Annotated in this window: 19 protein-coding genes and 1 pseudogene; 4 read left to right on the forward strand and 16 right to left on the reverse strand. The window is 42.1% G+C overall.

Features of this window, described 5'->3' with window-relative positions; genetic code table 11:
• Window positions 1-103: 103 nt before the first annotated feature.
• The 3 genes and pseudogenes from ES754_RS06775 to ES754_RS06785 form a co-directional block, all read right to left on the reverse strand.
• On the reverse strand, window positions 104-964 hold the full coding sequence (locus ES754_RS06775) for an SPFH domain-containing protein (RefSeq protein ID WP_147223866.1): 861 nt from the start codon (window positions 962-964) through the stop codon (window positions 104-106).
• Between the two features lie 312 nt (window positions 965-1,276).
• Window positions 1,277-1,726: pseudogene (locus ES754_RS06780) on the reverse strand (NfeD family protein); the annotation flags it as partial.
• 231 nt (window positions 1,727-1,957) lie between these two features.
• Window positions 1,958-2,515: a porin family protein gene (locus ES754_RS06785; protein WP_147223431.1), complete on the reverse strand. Its 558-nt coding sequence runs from the start codon at window positions 2,513-2,515 to the stop codon at window positions 1,958-1,960.
• A 320-nt stretch (window positions 2,516-2,835) separates the two neighbouring features.
• On the opposite strand from ES754_RS06785, the gene ES754_RS06790 reads away from it, so the two are divergent.
• The gene (locus ES754_RS06790; protein WP_147223433.1) at window positions 2,836-4,077 is read left to right on the forward strand and encodes an 8-amino-7-oxononanoate synthase; all 1,242 of its coding nucleotides are present in this window, start codon (window positions 2,836-2,838) and stop codon (window positions 4,075-4,077) included.
• A complete protein-coding gene (locus ES754_RS06795; RefSeq protein ID WP_147223434.1) occupies window positions 4,074-4,877 on the forward strand; it encodes a class I SAM-dependent methyltransferase in 804 nt (267 codons plus the stop codon). The genes ES754_RS06790 and ES754_RS06795 overlap by 4 nt, the downstream gene beginning before the upstream one ends.
• A gap of 81 nt (window positions 4,878-4,958) precedes the next feature.
• On the opposite strand, the gene dnaK is transcribed toward ES754_RS06795, so the two are convergent.
• Both dnaK and grpE read right to left on the reverse strand, forming a co-directional pair.
• Window positions 4,959-6,902 carry a molecular chaperone DnaK gene (gene dnaK / locus ES754_RS06800; protein WP_147223436.1) on the reverse strand — a complete coding sequence of 648 codons (1,944 nt, stop codon included), beginning with the start codon at window positions 6,900-6,902 and terminating at the stop codon, window positions 4,959-4,961.
• 220 nt (window positions 6,903-7,122) lie between these two features.
• Window positions 7,123-7,728, reverse strand: coding sequence for a nucleotide exchange factor GrpE (gene grpE, locus ES754_RS06805; protein WP_147223438.1), 606 nt, complete (start codon window positions 7,726-7,728; stop codon window positions 7,123-7,125).
• A gap of 505 nt (window positions 7,729-8,233) precedes the next feature.
• Between grpE and ES754_RS06810 the strand changes: the two genes are divergently transcribed.
• Window positions 8,234-9,601 carry an alpha/beta hydrolase gene (locus tag ES754_RS06810; protein ID WP_147223440.1) on the forward strand — a complete coding sequence of 456 codons (1,368 nt, stop codon included), beginning with the start codon at window positions 8,234-8,236 and terminating at the stop codon, window positions 9,599-9,601.
• A 93-nt stretch (window positions 9,602-9,694) separates the two neighbouring features.
• Here the strand turns inward: ES754_RS06810 and ES754_RS06815 are convergent, their stop codons facing one another.
• The 10 genes from ES754_RS06815 to fmt all read right to left on the reverse strand — a co-directional run bounded on the left by ES754_RS06815 (window position 9,695) and on the right by fmt (window position 21,711).
• Window positions 9,695-10,861, reverse strand: coding sequence for a metallophosphoesterase (locus ES754_RS06815; protein WP_147223441.1), 1,167 nt, complete (start codon window positions 10,859-10,861; stop codon window positions 9,695-9,697).
• A 32-nt stretch (window positions 10,862-10,893) separates the two neighbouring features.
• Window positions 10,894-11,997: a metallophosphoesterase gene (locus ES754_RS06820; protein ID WP_147223442.1), complete on the reverse strand. Its 1,104-nt coding sequence runs from the start codon at window positions 11,995-11,997 to the stop codon at window positions 10,894-10,896.
• A 288-nt stretch (window positions 11,998-12,285) separates the two neighbouring features.
• Window positions 12,286-13,269, reverse strand: a complete 984-nt coding sequence (locus ES754_RS06825) for a TIGR01777 family oxidoreductase (RefSeq protein WP_147223444.1) — start codon at window positions 13,267-13,269, stop codon at window positions 12,286-12,288.
• Between the two features lie 133 nt (window positions 13,270-13,402).
• Window positions 13,403-14,062 (reverse strand): L-threonylcarbamoyladenylate synthase, encoded by a 660-nt coding sequence (locus tag ES754_RS06830; RefSeq protein ID WP_147223445.1) that lies wholly within the window; start codon window positions 14,060-14,062, stop codon window positions 13,403-13,405.
• Window positions 14,063-14,176: 114 nt separating this feature from the next.
• Complete coding sequence (gene dprA, locus ES754_RS06835; protein WP_147223447.1) at window positions 14,177-15,397, reverse strand: DNA-processing protein DprA; 1,221 nt, start codon at window positions 15,395-15,397, stop codon at window positions 14,177-14,179.
• Between the two features lie 79 nt (window positions 15,398-15,476).
• On the reverse strand, window positions 15,477-16,574 hold the full coding sequence (locus ES754_RS06840) for a LysM peptidoglycan-binding domain-containing protein (protein ID WP_201538807.1): 1,098 nt from the start codon (window positions 16,572-16,574) through the stop codon (window positions 15,477-15,479).
• Window positions 16,575-16,893: 319 nt separating this feature from the next.
• Window positions 16,894-18,315: a threonine synthase gene (gene thrC / locus ES754_RS06845; RefSeq protein ID WP_147223451.1), complete on the reverse strand. Its 1,422-nt coding sequence runs from the start codon at window positions 18,313-18,315 to the stop codon at window positions 16,894-16,896.
• A 134-nt stretch (window positions 18,316-18,449) separates the two neighbouring features.
• Window positions 18,450-18,938 carry a hypothetical protein gene (locus ES754_RS06850; protein WP_147223452.1) on the reverse strand — a complete coding sequence of 163 codons (489 nt, stop codon included), beginning with the start codon at window positions 18,936-18,938 and terminating at the stop codon, window positions 18,450-18,452.
• Window positions 18,938-20,545 (reverse strand): transcription antitermination factor NusB, encoded by a 1,608-nt coding sequence (locus tag ES754_RS06855; protein ID WP_147223454.1) that lies wholly within the window; start codon window positions 20,543-20,545, stop codon window positions 18,938-18,940. Before ES754_RS06855 ends, ES754_RS06850 begins: the two co-directional genes overlap by 1 nt.
• Before the next feature lie 101 nt (window positions 20,546-20,646).
• Window positions 20,647-21,711, reverse strand: a complete 1,065-nt coding sequence (fmt, locus tag ES754_RS06860; protein WP_147223867.1) for a methionyl-tRNA formyltransferase — start codon at window positions 21,709-21,711, stop codon at window positions 20,647-20,649.
• A 332-nt stretch (window positions 21,712-22,043) separates the two neighbouring features.
• Here fmt and ES754_RS06865 point away from each other — a divergent pair, with 332 nt between their 5' ends.
• On the forward strand, window positions 22,044-24,947 hold the full coding sequence (locus tag ES754_RS06865) for a response regulator (RefSeq protein WP_147223456.1): 2,904 nt from the start codon (window positions 22,044-22,046) through the stop codon (window positions 24,945-24,947).
• 79 nt (window positions 24,948-25,026) lie between these two features.
• On the opposite strand, the gene ES754_RS06870 is transcribed toward ES754_RS06865, so the two are convergent.
• Window positions 25,027-25,710, reverse strand: coding sequence for a riboflavin synthase (locus ES754_RS06870; protein WP_147223458.1), 684 nt, complete (start codon window positions 25,708-25,710; stop codon window positions 25,027-25,029).
• Between the last annotated feature and the right edge of the window lie 184 nt (window positions 25,711-25,894).

Here is a 25,894-nt window from a genome sequence, read left to right on the forward strand (position 1 = left end):
GTTAATTTATAGCTGAAAATCAGATAAAAAAATAGTCAGTGCACAAGATGCTTACTGACTATTTTAGGACATAATTTTATATGAGCCGTTTAAAAATTATTTACTATACCTTCAGCTTATCACCCACCATACCTTTAACTGTACTTAAAATATCAGCAGGTAACACCACCATTTTAGTATTATTAGACTCTGCCAACTGACGAATCGACTTGATATACTGCTCACCCAGCAAGTAGACAATCGGCATCTCCTCGTTACCCATAGCAGCGGTAATAAGGCGAATAGACTCCTCAGACCCTTTGGCCAATACTACTTGTGCTTCAGCGTCACGGCGTGAGGCTTCTAGACGCCCATCAGCCTCTAGGATAGCGGCTTGTTTCTGACCATCAGCACGGGTAACAGTAGCGCGGCGTAGACGCTCTGCCGCTGCTTGCTCTTCCATTGACGCTTGCATCGTAGATGAGGGATTAATATCCTGAATCTCTACTGTCTTTAGGGTGATACCCCAATCAGAGATATCCTCTGAAATCGCATGCTTGAGCTTGGCTTTAATCTCATCACGACTAGATAAAGCGCTGTCTAAATCCATCTCACCAATGATTGAGCGCAAAGAGGTCTGTACCAAATTACGGATACCATAGGCATAATCTTCGATGCCATAGACTGCTTTGTCTGGTCGAACAATATTTATGTAAGCGACCGCGTTGGCAACGATAACCACGTTATCACGGGTAATGACTTCTTGGGATGGAATATCAAGTACGATATCTTTAGTAGTCACTTTATAAGAGACGCGATCAACAAAGGGGATAATCAGGTTTAAACCCGGTTCAAGAGTTTGACTATACTTTCCTAAGCGTTGGACGATCCATTTATAACCTTGCGGTACAATGCGCACGCCTTTAAAAACTGTAAACGCAATTAGAGCTACTAGTACCAACATAACGATACTAAAGCTATTCATGCTATTTATAATGCTATTCATGTTGCTCTCCTTGAACCATCAATAACAATGGCGCGGCAATGTCGTATTTGTTGTCTATCTTTTATTCTGTAGTGCGATAAGTATTTAATATGAAGCACAAAGTTAATAGATAGGTATTTCAGTGATTTCTTCGTCAGCTATTTAGTGGCTACTGTCTATTTTATTAAGCTCAGCTTTTTTAAGACTAAGTTTATTAGCGACAGGACGGCGGTTAATAATAGGACGATTATCAACAATAGGGGTAGGGATGACTATATCGACAACAGGTGCTGTTATGCGTTTAGTAAGAGCGACGATAAGCTCATTACCAATAATCTCTGTTACGACTACACGGTCGCCTACTTCGACTTCTTCGTCACGCGTACGACAAAACCATTCATCTGCGCCGACAATGGGCACGCTAAAGCGTACGCGTCCAAGGGCATCGGCTTGCGGCTTGGCCACTATCATACCTGTCTCACCAATAATAACGCTGCCGCCCAGTCCCGCCTTAGTACGGTTTACCGATAGTGGCTTGATATATTTGAACCACGCTAACATAAATATGACGGACAAGCTCAACCAAATCAGTACTTGCCATAACAATGAAATCGGCAATAGCCACGATAACGCAGCAACAATGACAGCAGCGGCACCAAACCAAAGACTGGCAAACGTTGGAATAAACATCTCGGCAATCATTAATAAAAAGCCTAAGACCAACCAATGCCACGGCTCAATCATATAAATTGTCTCAATCATTGCCGCTCTCTCCTTTGCAATTCTACCTTTCAATGTAGCACAGTTTCTTTGTTAACATTACCTTAAAAATCAGTCCTGTACTGTTACCTATCGTTTAATATGCTTTCTTATACAACACCTATTAGTTTAAATAAAATGCATAAAAAAACGACCACATGAAGTGATCGTTTTTTCTTTGGACTATGAGACTAATTTGTTAAACTACGATTAAATATCGCAAGTTTAATAAGCTTAGAACTTCAGATGTGCACCAACAGTCATTAGGTTAGCATCGCTGCTTACGATATCATATTCAGCTTCGATACCGAAGTCAGAGTTCACTGCGTAACCTACACCTAGGCCACCAGCAAGTCTAGTGTCGCTGTCAGAAACACTACGGTTTCTTCTAACGCCTAGATTGTCAAGATAGCTACTATCACCTTCTATTTTAGTTTTAGCGACGCCTAGCTTTGCTTTACCATATAGAGCAGTGTTTGGAACGAAGTAGCGATAAGTACCATAGACGCCATAAGTTTTCGCGTCTACATCACCGTTACCATAAAAGTCAGCATCATCTGATCCTACATATTCAGCTTCAACACCGAAATTAGGATCGAAGTTGTAACCACCATACACACCATAAGCGGTTGGGTCGCTAGCGCCATTGGTATCTAAATCGAACTTACCAACTTTTACACCAACGTATGGCTGGCCAGTGTAGCCGTTGCCATAAGAGATGGCCGCTTGTGCACTTACACTCAATAAAGAACCAACTGCTAGTGCGACTAGAGTTTTTTGTAAAGTTTTCATCGTCATCTCCTTAAAATTAGTTTTGACAAGCAAGTTATTTAATTGTGGTGACTTTTACAGTCATATCGCCTTGCTTGCTAACGATGTATACATAGTAACAAATTATGTCATTCACAATGTCAGTTTTTAATAGCAGCTAAGTTAAGTTTTGCAATCGTTTGTCAGTAGGTATGTCACAAACTGCTATTTATGACATTATTTGTTACATTCGAAGGTATTGTGCAATACTCTCTACGCATTTAACTATTTATATATATAAGCAAACTTATATTACAAATAGTTTCGAAAAATTAAATAATAACATTAGAGACTAATAAAAGATGACTAGCCCTATCGCGACTGCTATCACTACTCGTTTGCAAGAAGCACTTGAGTCCTTAAAATCGCGCCAGCAATATCGTCACTTGCCAAACCTTGATCATCAAGGCCGCTATGTAATCAGTCAAGGTAAGTCGCTACTCAATATTGCGAGTAATGATTACCTCGGCTTGAGTGCTGACAATGAATTACGAGCCGTATTTTTCAATCAACTGCAACAGTTGCCAGCGGCGCAACTACCAAAAATGAGTGCGACATCGTCGAGGCTTCTCACGGGTAATGATCACCAACTGCAAGCGTTGGAGTCAGAATTACAGCAATGGTATCAGGCAGCAAATCTACAGGATTCATCTGCTCCAAAATCTGCTTTGGTGATAAATAGCGGCTATCATGCCAATATTGGTATTTTACCTGCATTAACCGCTCTCCCCGCGAAGACAATTATTTTAGCAGATAAATTGGTACATGCTAGTATCATCGATGGGATGCATCTTAGCCAAAGCAAGCTATGTACCTATCGGCGTTATCGCCATAATGATTATATGCAATTAGCCTTGATGATTGAGCAAGCTGAGCCAGACGTCGAGCGCATTATTATTGTCACTGAAAGTATTTTTAGTATGGATGGTGACCGCGCAGACCTGCCGAGGTTGGTACAATTAAAAGCCACAGACAGTCGTATTGAGCTATATGTAGATGAAGCGCATGCGGTTGGGGTACTGGGCGAGCAAGGTTTAGGACTAGCAGAGGAGACAAAAACGCTAGCAGACATTGATTATTTGGTCGGTACTTTTGGTAAAGCTTTTGCCTCAGTCGGTGCTTATATTCTGTGTCATGATAGCGTGAAACAATGGTTAATTAATCATATGCGTCCGCTTATTTTTAGTACGGCATTACCGCCGACCAATCACGCATGGACACGTTTTATTTTGGCAAAAATGCCGCAATTAAATGATAAGCGCGCGCATTTAGCGGCATTATCGTTACAGCTTAGCCAAGCGATTTCCCAACCATACAGACCATCGTCAAGCACGCAGCAAGAACGTTATCAGTCACCAATCATACCGTACATCTTGGGCGATAATGCCAGCACTGTTGCCAAAGCAAAGCAGCTTCAAGATGCAGGGTTTTACGCGTTACCCATTAGGCCGCCTACAGTTCCAGCAAACACCGCTCGTATTCGCTTGGTTATGAATGCTGCACTAACTCACGACGACTGCCAACGGTTGATAGAAAATTTATGAATAATGCCACTGTTTTTGATGCACTTGATACTAGAAAAAAAACCATTGCCCGTCGTTTTTCGGATGCCCGCGATTACAATCATCACGCCAGCATTCAACAGCAGGTTTGTCAGATACTCATTAACCAAATTGCCGATACTCAACAAAGTAGCGTGTTAGAAGTAGGTGCAGGTACGGGCCTGATGACCCGCTTATTAATCGCGAACATTCGAAGTGAGCAGTGGATTATTAATGAATTAGCAGGTAAACAGTTGCCAATTTTACAAGCGATTTTGCCTTCTGCCAAAGTAAAGATTGGCGATGCTGAAGCCATAAATTTAGGTAAGAACCATAGCTTAATTATTAGTGCTAATGCTGTGCAGTGGTTCAATGATCCATTAAGCTTTATCCAACAATCGTATAATTGCCTACAGTCTGGTGGACAACTGCTATTTAACACCTTTACACCCAATAATTTTTTGCAAATAAAAAAATTAACGGGCCAAGGGTTGGATTATCCAGCCGTCGACGAATGGAAATTAGAATTGGAAGACTCAGGTTTTGAGCAGGTTAAACTTTCCATCCATCGTTTTGAGTTACCGTTTGATAACCCTTACGATGTGCTCAAACATATGCAGCTGACCGGAGTGTCTACCAATCAGACAGCCACATCATCGAATGATACGCCATTTATATGGACAAAGACCCGTCTGCAGCATTTTGAGTCAGATTATTGGCAACAGTTTTCAGGGCAAGATAAAAATGACCAACCATGCGTCAACTTAACTTATGAAGTGCTTATGATTAATGCTTTTAAATAGTAAAACCACTACTCATAATTTGGCCATAAAAAAACGCACCCCGAAAGGTGCGTTTTTTAACTTAACTACTTATTAGCAGTATTATTTTTTATCTTCGTCAACTTCAGTGAATTCAGCATCAACCACATCGTCGTCTGCTTGATTGTTTTCGCCTGCATTATCCGCACCTTGTTGGAACTGGTTTGGATCCATGCCTTCAGCACCCGCACCGGTATCCGCGTAGATTTTTTGGCTGACTGGTAAGAAAGCATTGTCTAACGCTTCAAGCTTGGCTTTAATCTCTTCATGGTCGTCTTCTTTAGCAGCCGCTTCAAGCTCAGAGATAGCCGTTTCTACCGATGATTTCTCATCCTCAGTCACTTTATCTTCTGCATCTTTTAGTGCTTTTTGTACCGCGTGGATACGACCATCTGCTTCGTTACGCACTTGCGCTAGATTGGCAAATTTCTCATCTTCAGCAGCATTGGCTTCAGCATCCTGAATCATTTGTTCAACTTCTTCGTCCGACAAACCAGAATCTGCTTTAATTTGGATACTTTGCGCTTTACCAGTACCTTTATCAGTCGCTGAGATATTCATGATACCGTCAGCGTTGATGTCAAAGCTTACTTCGATTTGTGGCAAACCACGTGGTGCTGGTGGAATGTCCGTCAAGTCAAAACGACCAAGCTGTTTATTCTGGTTCGCAATTTTGCGCTCGCCTTGATACACCTGAATACTAACCGCTGGTTGGTTGTCTTCAGCCGTTGAGAATACCTGTGATTTCTTAGTTGGAATCATAGTATTTTTCTCAATGATTGGCGTCAAGATGCCACCCATTGTTTCGATACCAAGGGTCAGTGGCGTCACATCAAGTAGCAATACGTCTGTTTTTTCGCCAGACAATACCGCACCTTGAATCGCTGCACCGGCGGCGACTGCTTCGTCAGGGTTCACGTCTTTACGTGGCTCTTGACCGAAGAAGTCTTGTACTTTTTGCTGTACTAGTGGCATACGAGTCTGACCACCAACCAAGATAACGTCATCAATGTCACCTGCTTTTAGACCAGCATCTTCAAGGGCAATTTTACAGGGGCCCATGGTGCGCTGAACCAATTCTTCCGTTAGGCTTTCAAGTTTTGAGCGGCTGATAGTGACGACCAAATGCTTAGGACCACTGCTATCAGCGGTGATATACGGCAAGTTTACTTCCGTACTTTGGGCACTTGATAACTCAATCTTTGCTTTCTCTGCTGCTTCTTTTAGACGCTGCATCGCAAGAGAGTCACCTTTTAGATTCACGTCTTGGTCTTTTTTGAATTCAGTGACCAAGAAATCAATCAATGCTGAGTCAAAGTCTTCGCCGCCAAGGAACGTATCACCGTTGGTTGCCAACACTTCAAACTGCTGCTCACCATCAACGTCAGCGATTTCAATGATTGATACATCAAAAGTACCACCACCTAAGTCATAAACGGCAACAACGCTATCGCCTTGTTTTTTGTCCATGCCATAAGCAAGTGCCGCAGCCGTTGGTTCGTTGATAATACGTTTTACATCAAGACCCGCAATTTTACCCGCATCTTTAGTGGCTTGACGCTGTGAGTCATTAAAGTAAGCAGGGACGGTAACGACTGCTTCAGTAACGCTTTCACCAAGATAGTCTTCAGCCGTTTTTTTCATTTTTTTCAAGATTTCAGCAGACACCTGTGGTGGCGCTAATTTTTTACCGTTAATCTCAACCCATGCATCACCGTTATCAGCTTTGGCGATTTTATAAGGCACCATACCGATGTCTTTTTGCACGACTTTGTCATCAAAACGACGGCCGATTAAACGCTTAATGGCAAATAAAGTATTGTTTGGGTTGGTGACTGCTTGACGCTTAGCTGATTGACCGACTAAGATTTCATCATCTTTATAAGCAACGATTGAAGGCGTTGTACGTGTGCCTTCAGCGTTTTCAATAATTTTAACCTTATCGCCTTCAAGTACCGCCACACATGAGTTAGTTGTACCTAAATCAATACCAATTACTTTACCCATAATCAATTGCTCCAATTTATTTTAAGTTAATTTGTATAAATTACTATTTATAGTGGCTGCTAGCGATACTTATTGCATCGTACCAAACTAGACTTACCGGACCATAACTGGTCACTTGTTGCTTTATATCGGTTTACGTTGTCGTTTTTTCAAGTCTATGCCAGCGTAAATATTTTCATTTTGTGTGAAGTTTTGTGAATACCCTTGCCGATGGCAAGGTTTACTGACCAACACGTACCATGGCGGGGCGCAATAAACGACCATTTAAGCTGTAGCCTTTCTGCAATACGGTACCAACGGTATCCGCTTCAGCTTCTGGATCGATACCCACCGCTTCATGAAAATCAGCATCGAACTTCTCACCTTGGGGATCGACTACAGCGACACCATTTTTATTCAATACGGCTAAGAGCGCCTTATGGGTGAGCATGACCCCTTCGGTGACCGGATCATTGGCGTCTGCATTTTCAACCGCACGCTCTAGGTTATCAACGATTTCTAATAGCTCTTTGGCAAATTTTTGTAGAGCAAATCTTTTACTTTTATCCGCTTCTTGTTCGATACGTTTTTGCGCATTATACGTCTCTGCATTGGCACGAGCGGTGCTTTCTTTGGCTTGCTTCACTTCACCTTCTAGCTCTGCAATACGGGCTTCAAAAGCATTAATATCGATCTCATTTTCAATGGTTTCATTCGCACCTGAATTAACTTCTGGATTAAACTCATCAATCGTTTCTTCTAAGATACTTTCATTACGATCAATGTTACTTTGTGCCGCTTTTGGATTTTCAGTGTCAAATTCGTGGTTTGGGGTTTGCTCGCTCATGATAACTCCTTAGGATTTTTAATAGGTCTTATTGGGGGTTTTAATAATGGATTTTAATGCCGACTCTTAATAATGAGTCTTAGTAGACATTTTTCAATTTAAAACGAGATCGGTCATGGTAGATATTTATTGACCGTTTAAACTTTTTTGCAATTTTTGCAGCTGTATGGCTGCTTTTAATAAACAGATTCAATAGCTGCTTGATAAAGGTGATGAGACTAAATTTCAAGCCTAACTATGATGAATTTTTGCTTTAAGTAAAATTAATAGTATATATAAGTGCTATTAATGACACTTGTAGAAAATAGTACGCTTAAAAATAGCACAACATAACTAGCTAAAGAAACGTCATGTCGGTTACGGTTTTGTCACCGAGACCTACTTAACTTTTTGCAGTCTAACTTTTATGATGAGGTTACATAAAATAATGGCTGTCCACTACTGGCTAAAACTGACTTTGAACCGATTATTTTAAAAATATGACTTTGAAACGATAAGGGGTGTTATGCCTATTTTACCCATACCCTCATTACAGGCACTGGTAACAAAAGTGGTAAAGACTGTAAAAATGACTACGCCTCATTCAACTGCTGGAAAAAGGTCATCCTATCAGCTGCACCAACTATATTATGTACTAAAAGCATTAGGGAGGCTGCCAACACCGCTGCTTGAGCGCCTTAATGATTATCTAGATGCTCCTAATGCTAAGCAATATAAGCACGCTGATGCTCATCTACGTTTGATTCTTGCTATTAGTAGTAAGCTCAAGCGCCCCCTCAACATAAATCAGCTGGTAGAATTACGGCATAGATTCGCGACTGATGTAGTAGCGATGCAAGACCCAAAAGTATGGCAACAGTCTAACGTTGGCGTTAATAATAACACTAGGACTAATATTAGTTTTAAATCGAAAAATAGAAGAAATGGGTTAGTAAAACAATTGGGGGTCAGTTGGCAGGATAAGACTATTACAAACGCTGATGGTGATGATATGGCGATTCGCTGTTATCGAGCACGAGATAGTAATCAGCAAAGCAATGTTAAGCGAAGCACTGATAAAATAGTGATGCTGTTTTTTCATGGTGGTGGATTCTGTATCGGTAATATCGATACGCATCATGAGTTTTGCCATAGAGTTTGTGCGCAAACTGGCTGGGCGGTGGTCAGCGTTGACTATCGGTTAGCGCCCGAATATCCTGCGCCGACGGCACTTAGAGACAGCTTAGCAGCTTATGCTTGGTTAGCCGAACACTGTCAAACTTTGGGTGCGCCACCTTCACGCATCGTATTAGCGGGTGATAGCGCAGGCGGTTGTCTTGCTATTTTAACATCTCAGCAAGTTACCGAACCGAGTAAAACCCAATGGCAAGGTCTTGGTGAAGATGATATTGCCGATAACAGCTTTATAAGTAGGTTGCAAGATTTACCGCGTCCGCTAGCACAGTTATCTTTATATCCTGTGACCGACATCGCAACAGACTATCCAAGCTGGGCTTTATATGGTCAAGGGTTATTGCTTGACCACGATGATATCGAAGTGTTTGATAGCGCTTACATGCAGCACAGCGTATTGCCACGCTCGCATACCCTTGTATCGCCTATGCATGGCAATAACACACACATGTGTCCAAGCTATATAGTGGCTGCTGAATTGGATATTTTACGAGACGAGGCGTTGGCTTATGCTGCGCAACTACAAAAAAAAGGTATCCTTGTTCAGAGTCATACCGTCATTGGGGCGCCACATGGGTTCATTCATTTAATGAGTATAAATGCAGAGCTTGGGCGCAAGACGGACTATGTTATTAATCAGTTTGCCAAGTTTGTAGGAGAGGTTATTAGCACAGAAGTCAGCGTATTGCCGACGGAATAAAAAATAAGATTAAGATTAGAGGCCGTTATTTATGGTAGTCAGTATTTGTAGTAAGAATTAAAAGTACTTAAACTTGGTTCCTGTTAATAATTTTTAAGACTGGCGAATGCTGGTAGTAGGCATAGTTTCTGTACCCGTCAACGTGATTAGCCAAATCTCAGAGCGTGAGCCTAAGCGAAAGGGTATGCCCCAAAAACCATAGCCGGACGACACCACAAAATGACCTTGTCCAATAGCCTCATACCCATAACCCAAGCGATTAATAGCATTAACAATAAAGTTAGCGGGGAATATTTGCCCGTTATGAGTATGTCCCGAGACCTGCAAATCTACCGGCAGCGCACTGTGCTCAATAATATCGCTAGGGCGATGATCCAACAGTATCACGGGCTCACTGATATTGACTTGAGCCAGTAGCTCAGTAGTCATTACGCGCTGGCGTTTATGGTTATCAAAGCGACCGACTAACCAAATCGGTTGGCCTTGATGCTCTAAGCGTGTGAGTTCGTCGTTTAATAACTGCACACCAGAGTCGCGTAAAGCATTACTGATACTTTTTTCATGACCATATAAATCGTGATTTCCTAATGTGGCATAAACGCCATATGGTAGACTTTTGCATAATTCAGCTAAATTTGTCGTCATATCATAAGTCGTAAATGCTTTGGTATTGTCATCCATAATATCCCCTGGCATCAGCAGGATATCCGCTTTAGTTTTAATGAGCAGACGCTTCAGCCTATCAATAGCGCTGCTACCAAACAGCCTCCCTAGATGCAAATCGCTAGCCACTGCAATGCGCAGTTGCCCCTGCATGGGCTTATTAATATTAATAACTTGCTTACGCACCACGGGCACGTAAGCGCTATATAAGCTATAAATAAACAGACCTATAAAAATAAGCAAAGCGCATGCTCGTAGTCCAAACCCGACCATTTCTGGAGTACTAAAGACATCACCAGCGAACATACCAATTAACCAATAACCCCCATACAATACACTGGTCAAGACAGCCGTCAGTATCATGAAATGCATGATTAGCATCCAGCCACTCACCCATCGGTAACTATTAGCCAGTAACTTGCTAACACTTAGCAGTAACAGGCCATTGCTGATTACAAATACTACAGAAAATATTGCTGTCGGTAAGATCGGCATGAATGCTATCCATGGCTGCAACCACCATTGCAAACTCAACGCTGCGCCTAAGCTAAACAGCTGTAGTAGCGCAATAATGGTAATAATAAATCCGTAGCGCATGGACATTCCTAAAGCTATTTTATTGAGAATAATTAATCAGCTAATTGCTCTGCAGATGTAGATGACTCTGTAGATTGTAGAGTCACCACCCAAATCTCAGACCGCGTTCCCAATCTAAACGGTACGGCTCCAAAGCCGTAACCCGAGGTCACCAAAAACTGTGTGCCAGCAATTTTCTTGGCACCATAAACTAATGGCATAAACATCTTCATCAGTTCCGTTAACGGAAATATTTGCCCACCATGGGTATGGCCAGATAGATGCAAATCAATTGGCAATGTGCTAATTATCTCAATTTCCGAGGGATTATGCTCTAAAATTATCACTGGCTTCTTGGTGTCAACCTGCGTCAGTAAATCTTTTGCTATAGGACGACCAAGATCAGTTTCATCTGAGCGTCCAACCAGCCATACGGCGTCATCTAATAACACACTTTTATTATCAATGACCTGTATCCCCGCGCGCTCAACCGCTGACGCAATCGCTACATGATTGCCTGAGTAATCATGATTGCCCAATACCGCATAAACCCCGAGCGGCGCGCGCAATTTTTCTAAATGCTCACGCATATTGGTCTTATCATAATAATAGGTGCTGTCATTCATAATATCACCCGCTAACAGCACCACATCGACATTTTGCGCCTCAACGAGACTCGCTAATTTATCCAACTGCCGATTACCAAACCATCTATCTAAATGGGTATCCGACACTAAAGCCATAGTCAAAGGCTTATCTAAAGGCTTATCTGTTGTCACGGTCAAACGATGTACCACTGGTGAATACGTGTTGAATACCGCCAAGCCCACAATACCGATATAGCTCAATATAGCAACTGCCCGTATGATGTGGGGCACACGTGGTTGCCTAAACAATCCATAATAAGTTAATGCTACAATTAACGTAATTATTGCAGCATAAATCATGAAGCCTTGCAGAATATTTATAACTAAATAGACACCAAAACGGTCATTACGGAACGCACTTAGCCCGTATATCAGCACTATATTATTAATAATAACAACAGCTGATACGACCACGATGATATGACGCCGACGCTTTATTCGTAGTAGCCAGTATAAGGCAGCACTGGTGGATAGTGCCAATACTTGAGTAGTAACAATAAATTTAAGCATTATAAATAGGTCTAATTATCAAAAACTAGCCCATCTTAGGCTAAAACTATGCAACTAACTATATGGATTGAGTATTTTATTGATTAAGATTTTTTAATTGATTTCATGTACTCAAGACATTTCGTAATAAAGCATCAATATAAATCAAAAGGCTAGTTGACATACAACTCATCTTATCCTAATAATAATTTTGTCTTCAGCTCTACAACTATAATGCCTATTCACTAGTTATCAGTGCCTTTTATTAGCCCCTTTTTTGTTTCACGTGAAACTTTATAAGTATTTTTTTTATTTTACGACTTGCCCTTTTAGCGCTTGCTCAAGTGTTGGCTGCTTAAACTCATAACCTGCATCAAGTAACGCTTGTGGTACTACCTTTTGTCCGTCAATTAATAGTGTCGACATCTCACCAAACATTAATTTTAACAAAGGGGTTGGCAGCGTAAAAAAAGTAGGACGATGTAGCCATGCGCCAACGTCTTTAGTAAAAGTATGATTGGTCACTGAGTTAGGAGCAGTAAGGTTATATACTGCAGCTAGCGTGTCATTTGGCATTTTCAATGTATTGTCATTGGTATTTGAGCCACTATGCTGCTGACTGTTATTTTTTCCAGAAAGATGCTGTTCTATAATAAAAATAGCTGCTCCTACCCAATCATCGCGGCTAACCCAGCTCATAACTTGTTTGCCGTCGCCCAACTGTCCACCGACTCCCATCTTAAACGGGGTTAGTAGTTTACCAAGCATGCCGCCGTCAGGATGGATGACTACGCCGGTACGCATAATGGCAACGGGTACGCCATAGTCAGTAGCTTTTAACGCAAGCTGTTCCCATTCCTCGCATAATCGATGCGAAAAATCAGTCTGAAAAGTACTACTTTCGGTCAAAGATTTATCACCTTGAGTACCATACCAACCAATAGCTGAACCGCTGACCAGTAATTTAGGCTTAATAGGATGACGTTCTATAAACGATAATAATGACTCTGTCGGCTTAACCCGACTGGCAAGCAGCTGTTTTTTGCGCTCATCACTCCAGCGCGAGTCGGCAATACCAGCACCCGCCAGATTTAATATCACATCAAAGCTTTGCTCAGTCCTAGCCAGCTCATCATAAGTCATCATACTAATATTATCAGGCCGCACTTGACTGCTGTCACGCGTGAGCCAAGTGATATGCAAGTCTTTATTTTGCGTGCGGTAACGCTTGAGCATCTCGTCACTAAAAGCACTACCTAAAAACCCCGATCCGCCACTGATTAAAATATTCATCACTTATTATCCTTATATTTTTTATAGCATCCTTAGTAGTGTGGCAAAAAATACGATACAAAAACAAGAGGGCAATTGTAGGGACTGACAATTAATACTATGAGGGAGTGATGCAATGACACTAGATTGAATATTATCGGATTATTTGTCCCGTTAATGCATCATTGATTTGGCTTGGCAGCTGGTATCCCAAGGTATCACCTTGTAGGTAACCAACTTTAGCAGCGTAAGTATTATCTGCAAAATAAGTCTGTGCTTGAGCTAAAGACAGCGCTGGCGGCTGTCCTGATGGATTACAGCTGGTTGAGACGATAAAGCCATAAGGATTAAAAGCGGACACGAGTTGCGCGCACAACTGCTGAATGAGTGGATGAGCGGTGACGCGTACCGCTACGCTGTTATGGGCACCGGTTATCCACGCTGGAATCTGGACGGTAAGTGGCTCAGATTCTAGCTTGGATAACGGTAATAGCCAGGTATGTGCTTGGCTGTTGGCTGTATCTAGCGGTAGCTGCCAGCTGTCGAGAACAACTTTTCGCTGTGTGCTGTTTAAACTATTTAACAGGGGCGCAATGTGTTCAGTATCATCAGTAATTACAATCATCCCTTTGTCTACTGGACGTTGTTTAATGGCTAGTAACTGTTGCACAGCCGATTCATTAAAAGGGTCACAGCCAATACCCCAAACGCTCTCAGTAGGATACGCAAGCAGATTCCCTGCGCTGAGCCATTCTGCTGCTTCTATGATGGAATCAGTCGTTAAACAAGGTGTTTGAGGTGTGGATATTTTCATAAAATGATAAATTAAGTAAGCTAAAGAAGAGAACACAGACCACAAATAAAATTTGAGTTAAGTGACATAATTGAGAAATATCAAACCGAATAACTATCTAAATATGTCTGTTATTTAGACGCGCAAATAACGTCCACCTTGTACACTAATTGTACCCGACAGCTCAAGTTCCATAAGCTGCCCAATCAATTCTGGTGGCGCAAGTCCTGTGGACACCAGTAAAGCATCTAAATCTTGACCATGCCAATCAAGCTGTTCGTAGACAGCTATTAAATGTTTAGATACTGGCATAGGAATAGCCACGCTAGGTTGCTGACTACTAGTTAGAGGCTTAGCGTTAGGTTGAGATAAAGTGTCTACTGATTGCTGGGGTGAATTATCTGTAGGCCCATTATTCTTAGGCTTAATAGAAGGCGTGCGAAGTTGTACGTTAACATCATCAAGCACTTGTTCAGGATGATAGATTAAGGTGGCGCCTTCACGTATCAGATGATGACAGCCTTCAGCATTAGTGTTATCGATATGACTTGGAACCGCAAAGACTTGCTTGCCTTGCTCAGATGTGAGCCTTGCGGTAATCAGTGAACCGCTTTTAATAGTCGCTTCGGTGACAATCGTTGCCAAGCTTAGGCCCGCAACCAAGCGATTACGCCGTGGAAAAGTATGCTTATGGGGCTGAGTATGCGGTAATAGCTCACTGATAAGGCAGCCACCTTCCTCAATAATTTGGGTAAAAAGCTGGTCATGATGGTTGGGGTAACAGACATCAATACCGGTTCCCATGACCCCAATGGTACGCCCTTGATACTCAGGATCTGTCTGGGCTAACGCGCCAAGATGCGCGCGTTTATCCACCCCCAACGCAAGCCCACTAGTAATGACATAACCTACCTGCGCCAAATATTGCGCCATATCAAAAGTAATTTTTTGGGCATGGGTGGTAGGCTTGCGGCTACCGACAATCGCAATTTGCGCTTGCTGTAATCGCGCTATATTACCTCGGCAGAATAATAGCGGCGGTGGATCAAATATTTGTGATAACTGCGCAGGAAACTCAGGCTGGTCAGCAAACAGTAACTGATACTTCCCAGCCTGTAACGCCTGCTCAATATTATCGATGCTCTCAAGGGTTTGCTGCGGCTCTTCATGACGTTTAAGATGGCTGTGATGAATACCCGACTGCTGCCATGCACCGACCTTAGCAGACCATGCTTGCTGAGCGCTACCAAAAGCAGTGATCAGCTTATGATAAGCCGATAATGACGCATTTACCTCATACCATAGCGCCAATATCGCGCGCTGTTCGTCCGATAAAGTAGGTGGTAATACCGTCATAGTCGTCTGCTCATAAAAAAGGTTATCCCTTGCTAGGTCTTATCACTATTTATAAAATAGTTGCTCATAATTTTAAGGGTTATAAATAAGGCGGTGGCAACAGTTGATCACCGACATTAAGCGGTAATTCTGAGTTCAGTACATATGCATAGCTGATGTCATCAAAGGTATTAAATATCATCACCATTCCAGAAGGCTCACTTGGCAGGCGCACAGGCATGTCATTATCGATGACATCACGGACTAATGGCCCTTTTTGATAAACCGTTAATACCGCGCCAGGCTTTGCGCCCTGATTGCGACCTAAATTCACTGCCACCACGCTACCACGTGCAGCAGAACTGATAGAGTCCATTACCCGTATAATCATACCGCCGCGATTCACCGTCGCTGGGGTCGGATAAAATACTGGCGGAATGGAATTATCCAACTCTACAAATACTCGATCGCCTTCACGCACTTCTTTGCCATAAGACTCAGTCAACTGTAAGCTGGTCACGCCATTACTTTCAACACTGGTCACCAATCCAGTCGCTACTTGCGTGACCTCAAGCCCAATAACTTGTTGGGTTTTTGGCTCAACATATAGCTCACCTTTACGGTAAACGCCGTAGCGCTGACCCACGATAAGCGGCACGCCTTTAGCATAAATCTTATCACCACTGCCCGTAATTAAGTTGCGATTTTTGGAGGCCAATACATAAGGGGTCGTATTAAAATCTTTCGGATTAACGATGAGAGTCTTGTCGAGCCAATGCTGAATAGCCGTCCACGGAATCGCCGGAATACTATTAGCAGTGGAAGTAATAGCAACAGTGCTAGCAACCACGTTACTGGTTAATTGTTTCTCAACACCCGCACAGCCTTCACCCGTATCCACACCAATCAGCGTCTGTCCTTTTATCACACATAAGATAAGAATATCATTAGGATAAATAAGATTGGGATTTTTGATTTGTTTATTGGTTGCCCAAATCTCTTTCCAGCGCCATGGGCTGTCTAAATAACGCCCTGATATATCCCATAACGTATCGCCTTTTTTTACCGTATAACGGTTGGGAGCATCTGCCTTGATGGTTGGCGGTGGATTATTAGCGTGTGCAGTAGTCATCAGCAGCACACTACTAAAGGCGGTCATTAGCAGCGCTTTCGCCATGACATTTAAGCTTATTTTCATTATCATATCCATAACGGGTAAGGGTTGGCGCTGGCATTGTTGTCGTTAGTTACTTACAGAACATATTAGGTATACTGAAGCTTATGCCCATAACAATGTTTGAATTATAGTGACCAGCTACTACTTTCAGACTTTATAAAGATATGAACCATAGCACAATATTAAACACTTTTTTACAAAAGCGTAACCTTTATTAGAGCCAAATTAGTTAACGGAATAACTATCGACCCGTTATTTATTTTGCTGAGATTTCTGTCACTAAAAAAGGGCCTTGTTTCACGTGAAACAAGGCCCTTTATATAAAATAAACTTCTAAAATTTAAGCTACATTTGCTTTTACATGCTGACGGATTTGTTCCGCGACTAGTTCAGCATCATTATCTAGAATGACGACATGCTGCGCTAAATCCTCTAAGCCTTCAGTATGAGCGGGACGTTCAATTTCTATCTGACCAATCGCTTCAACGATAGTCTCAGAAAACTTCACCGGCAGCGCGGTTTCAGCACAAATAATAATCTCGCCTGCTTGCTGTAATTCTTTTGCCACTTTAATCCCATCAGCAGTATGCGGATCGACGAGTTCACCATATTGCTCATAGAGCGCTTTTATAGTTTGCAAACGATCGCTATGAGTTGACTTACCCGACGCAAAGCCGTAGCGCGAATTCACTGCTTCCATCAAATCAGGTAAGTCGAAACCTTGACCTGACTTCACCCCTTCAAACAACTCATGTACGCGGACGCTATCTTTATCTAGCAACATATATACAAAACGCTCAAAGTTAGAGGCTTTGGAGATGTCCATTGAGGGACTGGAGGTAATGTAGGTTTTAGCAGTTGGACGTGGCTGATAAGCGCCTTTATTAAAGAAGTCATTAAGTACATCATTTTCATTGGTGGCAACGATTAAACGCCCAATCGGCAAGCCCATTTCACGCGCAATGTGTCCGGCACAAATATTACCAAAATTACCTGATGGAATGCTAAAGCTCACTTGCTCGTCATTGCTGCTGGTCACGGCAAAATAGGCTTTAAAGTAATAAACAATTTGCGCCAAAATACGACCCCAGTTAATGGAGTTGACGGTGCCTAGATTATAGGCTGCTTTAAATTCAGCATCTTGTTGTAAGGCTTTGACGATATCTTGGCAATCATCAAACATACCATCAATGGCGATATTATGAATATTGGCATCAGTTAGGCTATACATTTGCGCGCGTTGAAATTCGCTCATTTTGCCATGCGGTGATAGCATAAACACTTCGATATTATCCTTACCGCGCAGCGCATATTCAGCTGCACTGCCGGTATCACCACTGGTTGCGCCAATGATAGTAATGCGAGCGTCTTTACGCTTGAGCACATATTCAAAAGCATTACCTAAGAACTGCATGGCCACATCTTTAAAGGCTAAGGTCGGCCCGTTTGATAATCCTAAAATATATAAATTATCTTCAAGCTTACGTACTGGAACAATATCAGCATGACCGAAAACGTCAGTGGTATAAGTACGCTCAACAATATCTTGTAGGTCAGCATAAGGAATATCAGTGGCGAAACGTTGCATAACTGCCAACGCTAGCTGTGGATAGCTAAGACTGCGCCACTCAGTGAGGGTTGCCTCGTCAATCTGCGGATAATACTCTGGCAGCATCAAGCCACCGTCTGGCGCAAGCCCCATTAATAGCACATCGCTAAAGTCCATCGGCGCGGTTTGTCCACGGGTACTGATATATTTCATAGTGTCCTCTTATACATTCTGCTGATTACTTGTTAGCTTAGTTAATTTAAATTATCTAGTAAAGATTAAAAAATCTGTTTATCGCTCATGAAAAATTATATCAATACACGATAAAAATAATATAAATGGGTGAACTAATACATTACTTGCTCATCTATTTCATTTATGTATTTTTTCCACCATATAATAGCTTCAGCTAAAATGTCTCGACAATCTTCCCCTGCATACACACCATCCTGAAAAGGTATATATATGCAACTAACCATCGTAGATGCTACAAAAACTGAATCTACATTTTCAACCACTAAATCAGTAGGTGAAAATAGCATTCCAAATTCATATTCTTTTAGGATTTGATTTCTTCCATTCTCAATAAAGTTAAAAAATATTTTATTTTCTTCTCTATTCTTATTTTCTTTAAGTTTTTTCCATTTTTGCTCAATAACAATTTTCATTGAGGCAGACTGTCTAGAGTCAACTTTATCTAGCATATGACCTACTGCTCTTGCAAGAGTAATAGCAGCCACCCACAGTACCCGAAATTTTATATAATCTTTTTCGATTTCTAGCATTGCATGTGATTGCTGTAAGTCATTTAAAACCTTCTTAGCTTGAGTCGTCACTATTTTTGCTTATGCAACAACGCATAGTAAAAACCGTCACCACTTTCGCTGTCTATTGGCAAGCACTGACGACCGACTTCTTGAGCGATACCCCAGCTACAGGCTTCAGTAAATTCAATAGCGGTAGCATTGGTATGATGGTTTAAAAAGGCTTGCATCTGCTCAACATTTTCTTGCTTCAATATCGAGCAAGTGACATATAACAAATAGCCGCCAACTTTTACTTGAGGCCATAGATTGTCTAAGATTTCTGCTTGCAATGAGGCGGTTTGCTCCACATCTTCTTCAGCACGTAACAGACTGATATCAGGATGGCGACGGATTACACCAGTGGCGGTACAAGGCGAATCCAATAATATAGCATCAAAAACAGGGGCGTTCTTATCAGCTTTTTGCTTTTTAGACTGAGCCATGCCTTGCCATCTTGTCGCATCGGTACAAACGATATTGAGATTAATTTGCTCAGATTTCTCTAAATTTAAACGCTCTAAATTCTCATGAATGCGGGTAATACGCGGTGCTTCATTATCAATAGCCGTTAACTGAATCGCACGACTATCTATCTCTTTACTAGCAGCAGCATTTTTATCATCAGTGCTGTCTTTTTGTTTCACATGAAACAATGCAGATTGCTTATCTGCATTTAACAGTTCTAACCAATGGGCAAGCTTACCGCCAGGAGCCGCACAAGCATCTAAAATATGCAGCTCAGCAGTGTTAGCATCGTCATTTTTAAGCGCATCAGCATTCCCTTTATTAATAAGCGCTTGATGAATTAACGGTGCAGCAAGCTGGGCATGCATGTCTTGCACACTGGCAGCGCCCTCTGCAAATGACGGTAAACCCGCAACCGCTGTCGTTTGCTCTAAACGTAACGATTGGGTGATTATGCTAGTAATTATATTGGCAGTTTCATTATCGGCTAGATTTGGCAGTTGTAACTCACTGACTAATTCAACCAAGTCAGCGCTAACATCGGCCTCAACTAGAGATTTTTGATAAGCATCCACTGAATTAATAGTGCTATTCACGCGTAAAAACATTGGTGCCGGCTGACGTAAGCCTTTAGTCAGGGCTGGATATTCTTCACTCCAATCTTGCTTCAGCTGATAGGCCAACCAATTGGGCAAGCTATGGTTTTTATCACATTTTTTACGGAACTTGTTGGTGTTCTTAACCACTTTACGCAAAATCGCATTAACGAGACCAGAGGCATGTGCAAAATCAATTTCTTTAACCGCTTCGACGGTTTCATGAATGGCAGCATGGTCAGCCACTTCTAAATATAATAACTGAGTTAACCCCACTTGAATGGTGGTACGCACCTCAACTTCATCGATATTATTATCTGCTAAGGTATCGAGTAGACGCTCAAGCGCATACCATTGACGCAAAGTGGTCAATAATAGCGCATGGGCAAAGCCTTTATCACCCTCATGCAGACTGTTTAATAAAGGGTCAAGCACACTAGATAATGACTGACCGTTTTGAATCGCCAGTAAGGTACGAATGACGCGCGCGCGTACACTACCCACCATCTTTAAGTTACTTGATGGCTTATTCTTATTATTTCTAGGACTGTTGGACGCGTTTGCGGGTTGTCTCATATTACTTAATTTCCTATGCCTGTTAAGGCGTTTGCGTTAGCTGATTAACTTGAAAAATTTATTTGAGTTATAGGTTTGAATCGTTAATTTAAATCATTGACTTAAATATTAGTAAATTGGTCGCCGTCATTAAGCTGGTTACCATGACAGATTTGCTCTGCTGTCACTGGCTTGCTACCAGCGAATTGCAAAGTAGTTATCGCTAACGTACTGGCTTGCTGGTCATTATTATCAGGTTTGTCATTTTTATTATAGTCAACGCCGCAAGCAACTAAAATAGCTTTACGCCCAACACTAATAACCGTACCAGCAGGCTTGTCAGTATGCTGGGTGTGATTAACAGGCAAGCTGGCTAAAATTTTAACCCGTTGACCGTCTAAAAAAGTATAAGCACCAGGCCATGGGGTTAAGCCGCGAATTTGTCTTTCAATAACGACAGCAGATTGCGCCCAATCGATAGCGCCTTCAGTTTTGACAAGTTTTTCAGCATAATTAGCAGCGCTGTCATCTTGTATGCTAGCTTGGGCTTGGTAGCTGGCCAAGTCTTGCAGCACGGTACTAATAGCAGACGCGCCTAGGTCTGCCAGCTTATCATGGAGGCTAGCAGCGCTATCATCAGCTTTAATCGCACAGCTAACTTTATAGAGCATATCACCCGTGTCTAACCCTTTATCCATCTGCATAATCGTAATGCCAGTGTTACTATCTCCAGCTAATAGCGCCCGATGAATAGGGGCTGCACCGCGCCAGCGTGGCAATAGCGAGCCATGAATATTCAGGCAGCCATAAGTTGGAATCGTTAAGACACCAATCGGCAAAATTAGCCCATAAGCAGCAACAACCATCACATCAGGATGATAAGTGCGTAAGGTTTCTCTAGCAGCAATACCTTCAGTCACTAACTTTTTAAAGGTCTCCGGTTGCTCAACGGGAATATCATGCGCCAAGGCCACTGCTTTGACGGCAGAGGTAGACAATTTTTGCCCGCGCCCTGCCTTGCGATCCGGCTGGCTATATACTGCAACTATTTCTATATTGAGCGCATCTTGCTGAGCGATAAGTGCCTGAAGGCTTATCGCTGCAAACTCAGGTGTGCCCGCAAATACGACGCGTAAAGGACGCAATCCATTAGTAGTCAAATGATTGTATAAAGGAGCGGTTGGCATAGTTAAATCAGAAGTCATTGTAGTTATAGCACCATACTAGATATTGTTGATATGTTTTCAGTATATTAGGGGTTAGCAATCGATACATTATAGGTAAATTTGTGCAGCTGTGCCATGCCAGCAATATAGCATAATAAGCTGGGCTAATAACGTTTGGCTTTATTTGAGCTTACTATCGGCGGGTGTCATTAAAAACAACCTATAAAGTTTAGTTTAAACCACATTCTAGCAGACGTCGGTGTAAAGCTGTGCTACTTTTAGACCGCGACTGTAGAAAGCAGATGCTAATGTGATGAGTAGATAACTGGTAGGCAGATACAGGATTGTGTTCTATGCAACAATTTCAGTCATTAAAACGTTTGCTTGCCTTTTATACCCTGACCTTGTTAATTATGTTGGTTTTGTATTATGCCATGATATTTTTAACGCTCAACACGAATAGACAAGAACACAGTCAAGCGGTCTTTGCTGATATAAAGCACGAACTATCTGAACATGTAGACACAACAGAGAATACTATTGAGGATATACTGACCAAGCCTTTTTTTCAAAACATCAGTTATCAGCTGATTTTGATGCAGCCCTCTGGCCAAACTTACGTATATCGTTATACGCAGCCGGGTGAACATAAATTTACCACGGTCGCGTTTCCTAACATCGAGCCACAGAATACTGATAGAACTAGACCCTATAAGCTGACCGCTCACAACTTGACGGGTATGCTCAAACTCGAAAATGGTCAACAACTCTATATTGTTCTACGTCATCAGCCGATTGATATTAACTGGGTCTCATACCAATATTGGCTCCCTTTAATAATAGCGATTATGCTATTTATTATTGCCCTGCTATATATGCTAAAGCGCCGTGCTAATTGGGAACAATTGCTGCAGTATACCGATAACTTAATGGCAACGGCTAAAGACGCTTATACCCCGCCACCGTTCGATGAAGCAACAAGCACGCCAGAGTTTTTACGCCTAGGCCATTCGTTGGGACGAATCAGCTACCAGCTCCATAATAAGCATCGGCGCATTAAGAGGCTTAGTCATCGCCTCGAGCGCTTGGTTGAACATGCCCCACTACCCATGCTGATGATTATGCGCCAAGGACACATCAGTTTTTTTAATCCTCGTTTTGAGCAAGTTTTTACCACTTCTTTCCAGCGCGATACCATTTATATGCTCACTGATTTTGTCAGCGGGAGCGACAAAGCAACCCAGCAGCAATTGCAAAAGCTAGACGCGCAGCGAGTCACCCGCACTTTGTTGGTGTATGGTTTGGAAGACAAACAAGCCTATCAGCTGCATATTACCCCATGGTTCGGTGAACATGATCAAATTCACGGTTTTACAGCGCTGTTTAATAACATTGACAAGCTGGTTTCCCAAAACACGGAACTACAGCAACAAAACCAGCAGCTGGATAAGCAAGTTCTAGAGCTAACCCAACTCAAAGCTATCATCGGACACGAGCTGCGTACCCCCTTAAATGCTATTATTGGTACGCTTGACTTAATAGAACCTCGAACTTTATCTGCTAAACAACAAGAAGTGCTTACCACTTTGACGCAATCGAGCCAGTCTATGCTGGCAATGCTCAATGATATGCTAGATATGGCAAAAATCGGGGCCGGCAAGCTAGATATTGTTCATGTACCCGTCGATATTTTTAAGGTAAGTCAACACGTCAGTGATTTGATGGTCGGTAGTGCTCGCCGCCAAGGTCTTGAGCTCTTATACTTTTTTATGCCTGATTGTCCGCGCTATATCAGCACTGACGGCAACCGCTTACGGCAAATCCTTCTAAACCTACTCGACAATGCAGTAAAATTTACCACTTCAGGCTATGTCGCCCTCATCGTCGAGCCCATTAGTTATGAGCAAATGCAGCAGGTTATTAAGAACAGCAAAGCTACCACATTAAATGCTAAGGCTAATTTACAGTTAGCACCTCAGCCCAATACTCAAGGTCTGGATAATACCAATAATAAACAGCCTTGGTTACACTTTAGTATACAAGATACCGGCATCGGAATTAACTCAGCAGAACATCGCCAACTGTTTGCCTATTTTAATCAAGCCAATCCTCAAATTAGTCAGCAGTTTGGCGGTACTGGTCTCGGTCTGGCTATCTCCAGTAGTTTTGCGCAGCTATTGGGCGGCTTTATTCAGCTGACCAGTGAAAAAGGGCTAGGCAGCACCTTTCATCTTTATTTACCTAGCTTATCGCCCACTTATCAGCCGGTTTATCATTTTCATGCCAACCTAAAGCATATCCACCTCATTGCTATCGTCAATCAATCCATTAGCGCCATTTATTTACAGCGCTTATGTCAGCATTTATCCATTCGTGCCAGTATTTATAGCAGTTTTGATGAGAATATATTGCAGCAACTCACCGATCAGCTTGCGCAACAACCGCAAACCCATGCGCCAGTATTACTGCTCGACTATGAGTACTACATTGCTAATATTCTTGAAGCCACAAACAATCGTTATCCTGACCAACTAAACTCGGTATATCCTATAGAGCTTAACGGTATGGATACCGCCCTTTATGACTTAGTACAATCAGCGACGCTACCAAAGATATTGCTGAGCATGAAGCCTGAGCGCGGCATCTCCTCTACTTTACTCGATAAATTCGATGGTTTTTTGAGCAAGCCGCTAGATATTGCTAGGTTATTGTCAGAGCTGATACGCTTAACCCAACCGACACTCAAAGCCTTAAAAATTGAGCTCGCTACTGACGATATTAAAAATAGTGGCGTAGACAATAAAATTAATAGTGGTGATAATAAAAAACAACCTGTAACTGATAAGAGCGCAGATGCCACTCCTTTGCCGCCAATAGACGCCGCGCCCAAACCACTTATTTTAGTAGTAGAAGACAATTTGACCAACCAAAAAATTACCTGCAAGCTATTGAGCAAGTTGGGGTATGACAGTGTAGTCGCAGCAGATGGCCTGCAAGCTTTGGATAAACTATCTGAGCAGCGGCAGGCGTTTGCGCTGATTTTAATGGATTGCCGCATGCCGGTTATGGATGGTTTGCAAGCGACGCAGGCTATCCGTAGCCAAGGCGACGATATCGCTATCATCGCCCTAACCGCTAATAACAGTAACGAAGACCGCGAGGCTTGCCTTGCTGCTGGGATGGATGAGTTTTTAACCAAGCCCATTAACAAAAACAAGCTCCAAGCGCTATTACAACAATTTATAAGCACAGAATAGCTTATGGTTGTTTGGCATAGAACATCAATAATTTAGCACTAAAAAAAAGTCTAAACTTTAAGATTAAGTAAACTGGCTTTTACTTCATAAAGCCATTATCTGCTAAGAAAGCTTCGGTAAGTTGACTGTGCGGATTAGTCATAGTATCTGCATTCATGGTGCCATTTTGAGTCTTATTAAGTAGACGCTCCAAATAGCGTGCCACAATATCGACCTCGACATTAACCTTGTCACCTACTAGCCAATGCTTAGCAATATTAGTAATTTTCGCGGTATGTGGAATAATATTAAGACAAACAATATTATCACGCACTAAATTGGTAGTCAGACTAATGCCGTCAAGCGTAATCGAGCCTTTAGTTGCAGTATAGTGCGCCAGCTCATGCGGAATCTCAATTTCAATATAAATAGAGCGCGCGTCTTGCTGTAATTTACGCACAATACCGACCCCATCAACGTGTCCAGCGACAATATGCCCACCGAAACGAGTGGTTGGTAGCATAGCTTTTTCTAAATTGACCATATGCCCCGCTTTTAAATCTTCTAGAGCCGTACGAGCGATAGTTTCACGTGAAACATCAACCGCGTAATAATTACTGCCCATATCGACTACCGTTAAGCAAATACCATTAGAGGCAATCGAGTCGCCTAGTGATACATCGCTAAAATCCAGACTATCTGATTCGATAGTTAGACGGATATCACCACCAACTGGCTGCATGGCCTTAACTTTGCCTACGCTTTCAATAATTCCTGTGAACATACAAACCTCTTATGATTATTCGATAGTGGTAAAGGGCGCCTTTAAATTTAATATTCCTAGCATAGCATTACCTAGATATATCAATAACAAAATCTATCAATCATTAGTATTGGTTATTCTAGCAATATAGACAGTGAATAGCGGGGATAAGTTGTGGATAACTAAGCTCTATCTATTCTATTTC

It is taken from the genome of Psychrobacter frigidicola, assembly GCF_007997305.1.
In the GTDB taxonomy this organism is placed as follows: Bacteria; Pseudomonadota; Gammaproteobacteria; order Pseudomonadales; family Moraxellaceae; genus Psychrobacter; species Psychrobacter frigidicola.

Coding starts and splice junctions, on each gene's coding strand:
- ES754_RS06825 (WP_147223444.1), bottom strand. CDS start 13,269: ATGAATATTTTAATCAGTGGCGGATCGGGGTTTTTAGGTAGTGCTTTT.
- ES754_RS06870 (WP_147223458.1), bottom strand. CDS start 25,710: ATGTTCACAGGAATTATTGAAAGCGTAGGCAAAGTTAAGGCCATGCAG.
- dprA (WP_147223447.1), bottom strand. CDS start 15,397: ATGACGGTATTACCACCTACTTTATCGGACGAACAGCGCGCGATATTG.
- ES754_RS06795 (WP_147223434.1), top strand. CDS start 4,074: ATGAATAATGCCACTGTTTTTGATGCACTTGATACTAGAAAAAAAACC.
- ES754_RS06815 (WP_147223441.1), bottom strand. CDS start 10,861: ATGCGCTACGGATTTATTATTACCATTATTGCGCTACTACAGCTGTTT.
- ES754_RS06855 (WP_147223454.1), bottom strand. CDS start 20,545: ATGAGACAACCCGCAAACGCGTCCAACAGTCCTAGAAATAATAAGAAT.
- thrC (WP_147223451.1), bottom strand. CDS start 18,315: ATGAAATATATCAGTACCCGTGGACAAACCGCGCCGATGGACTTTAGC.
- fmt (WP_147223867.1), bottom strand. CDS start 21,711: ATGCCAACCGCTCCTTTATACAATCATTTGACTACTAATGGATTGCGT.
- ES754_RS06790 (WP_147223433.1), top strand. CDS start 2,836: ATGACTAGCCCTATCGCGACTGCTATCACTACTCGTTTGCAAGAAGCA.
- ES754_RS06865 (WP_147223456.1), top strand. CDS start 22,044: ATGCAACAATTTCAGTCATTAAAACGTTTGCTTGCCTTTTATACCCTG.
- dnaK (WP_147223436.1), bottom strand. CDS start 6,902: ATGGGTAAAGTAATTGGTATTGATTTAGGTACAACTAACTCATGTGTG.
- grpE (WP_147223438.1), bottom strand. CDS start 7,728: ATGAGCGAGCAAACCCCAAACCACGAATTTGACACTGAAAATCCAAAA.
- ES754_RS06810 (WP_147223440.1), top strand. CDS start 8,234: ATGCCTATTTTACCCATACCCTCATTACAGGCACTGGTAACAAAAGTG.
- ES754_RS06820 (WP_147223442.1), bottom strand. CDS start 11,997: ATGCTTAAATTTATTGTTACTACTCAAGTATTGGCACTATCCACCAGT.
- ES754_RS06785 (WP_147223431.1), bottom strand. CDS start 2,515: ATGAAAACTTTACAAAAAACTCTAGTCGCACTAGCAGTTGGTTCTTTA.
- ES754_RS06775 (WP_147223866.1), bottom strand. CDS start 964: ATGAATAGCTTTAGTATCGTTATGTTGGTACTAGTAGCTCTAATTGCG.
- ES754_RS06840 (WP_201538807.1), bottom strand. CDS start 16,574: ATGAAAATAAGCTTAAATGTCATGGCGAAAGCGCTGCTAATGACCGCC.
- ES754_RS06830 (WP_147223445.1), bottom strand. CDS start 14,062: ATGAAAATATCCACACCTCAAACACCTTGTTTAACGACTGATTCCATC.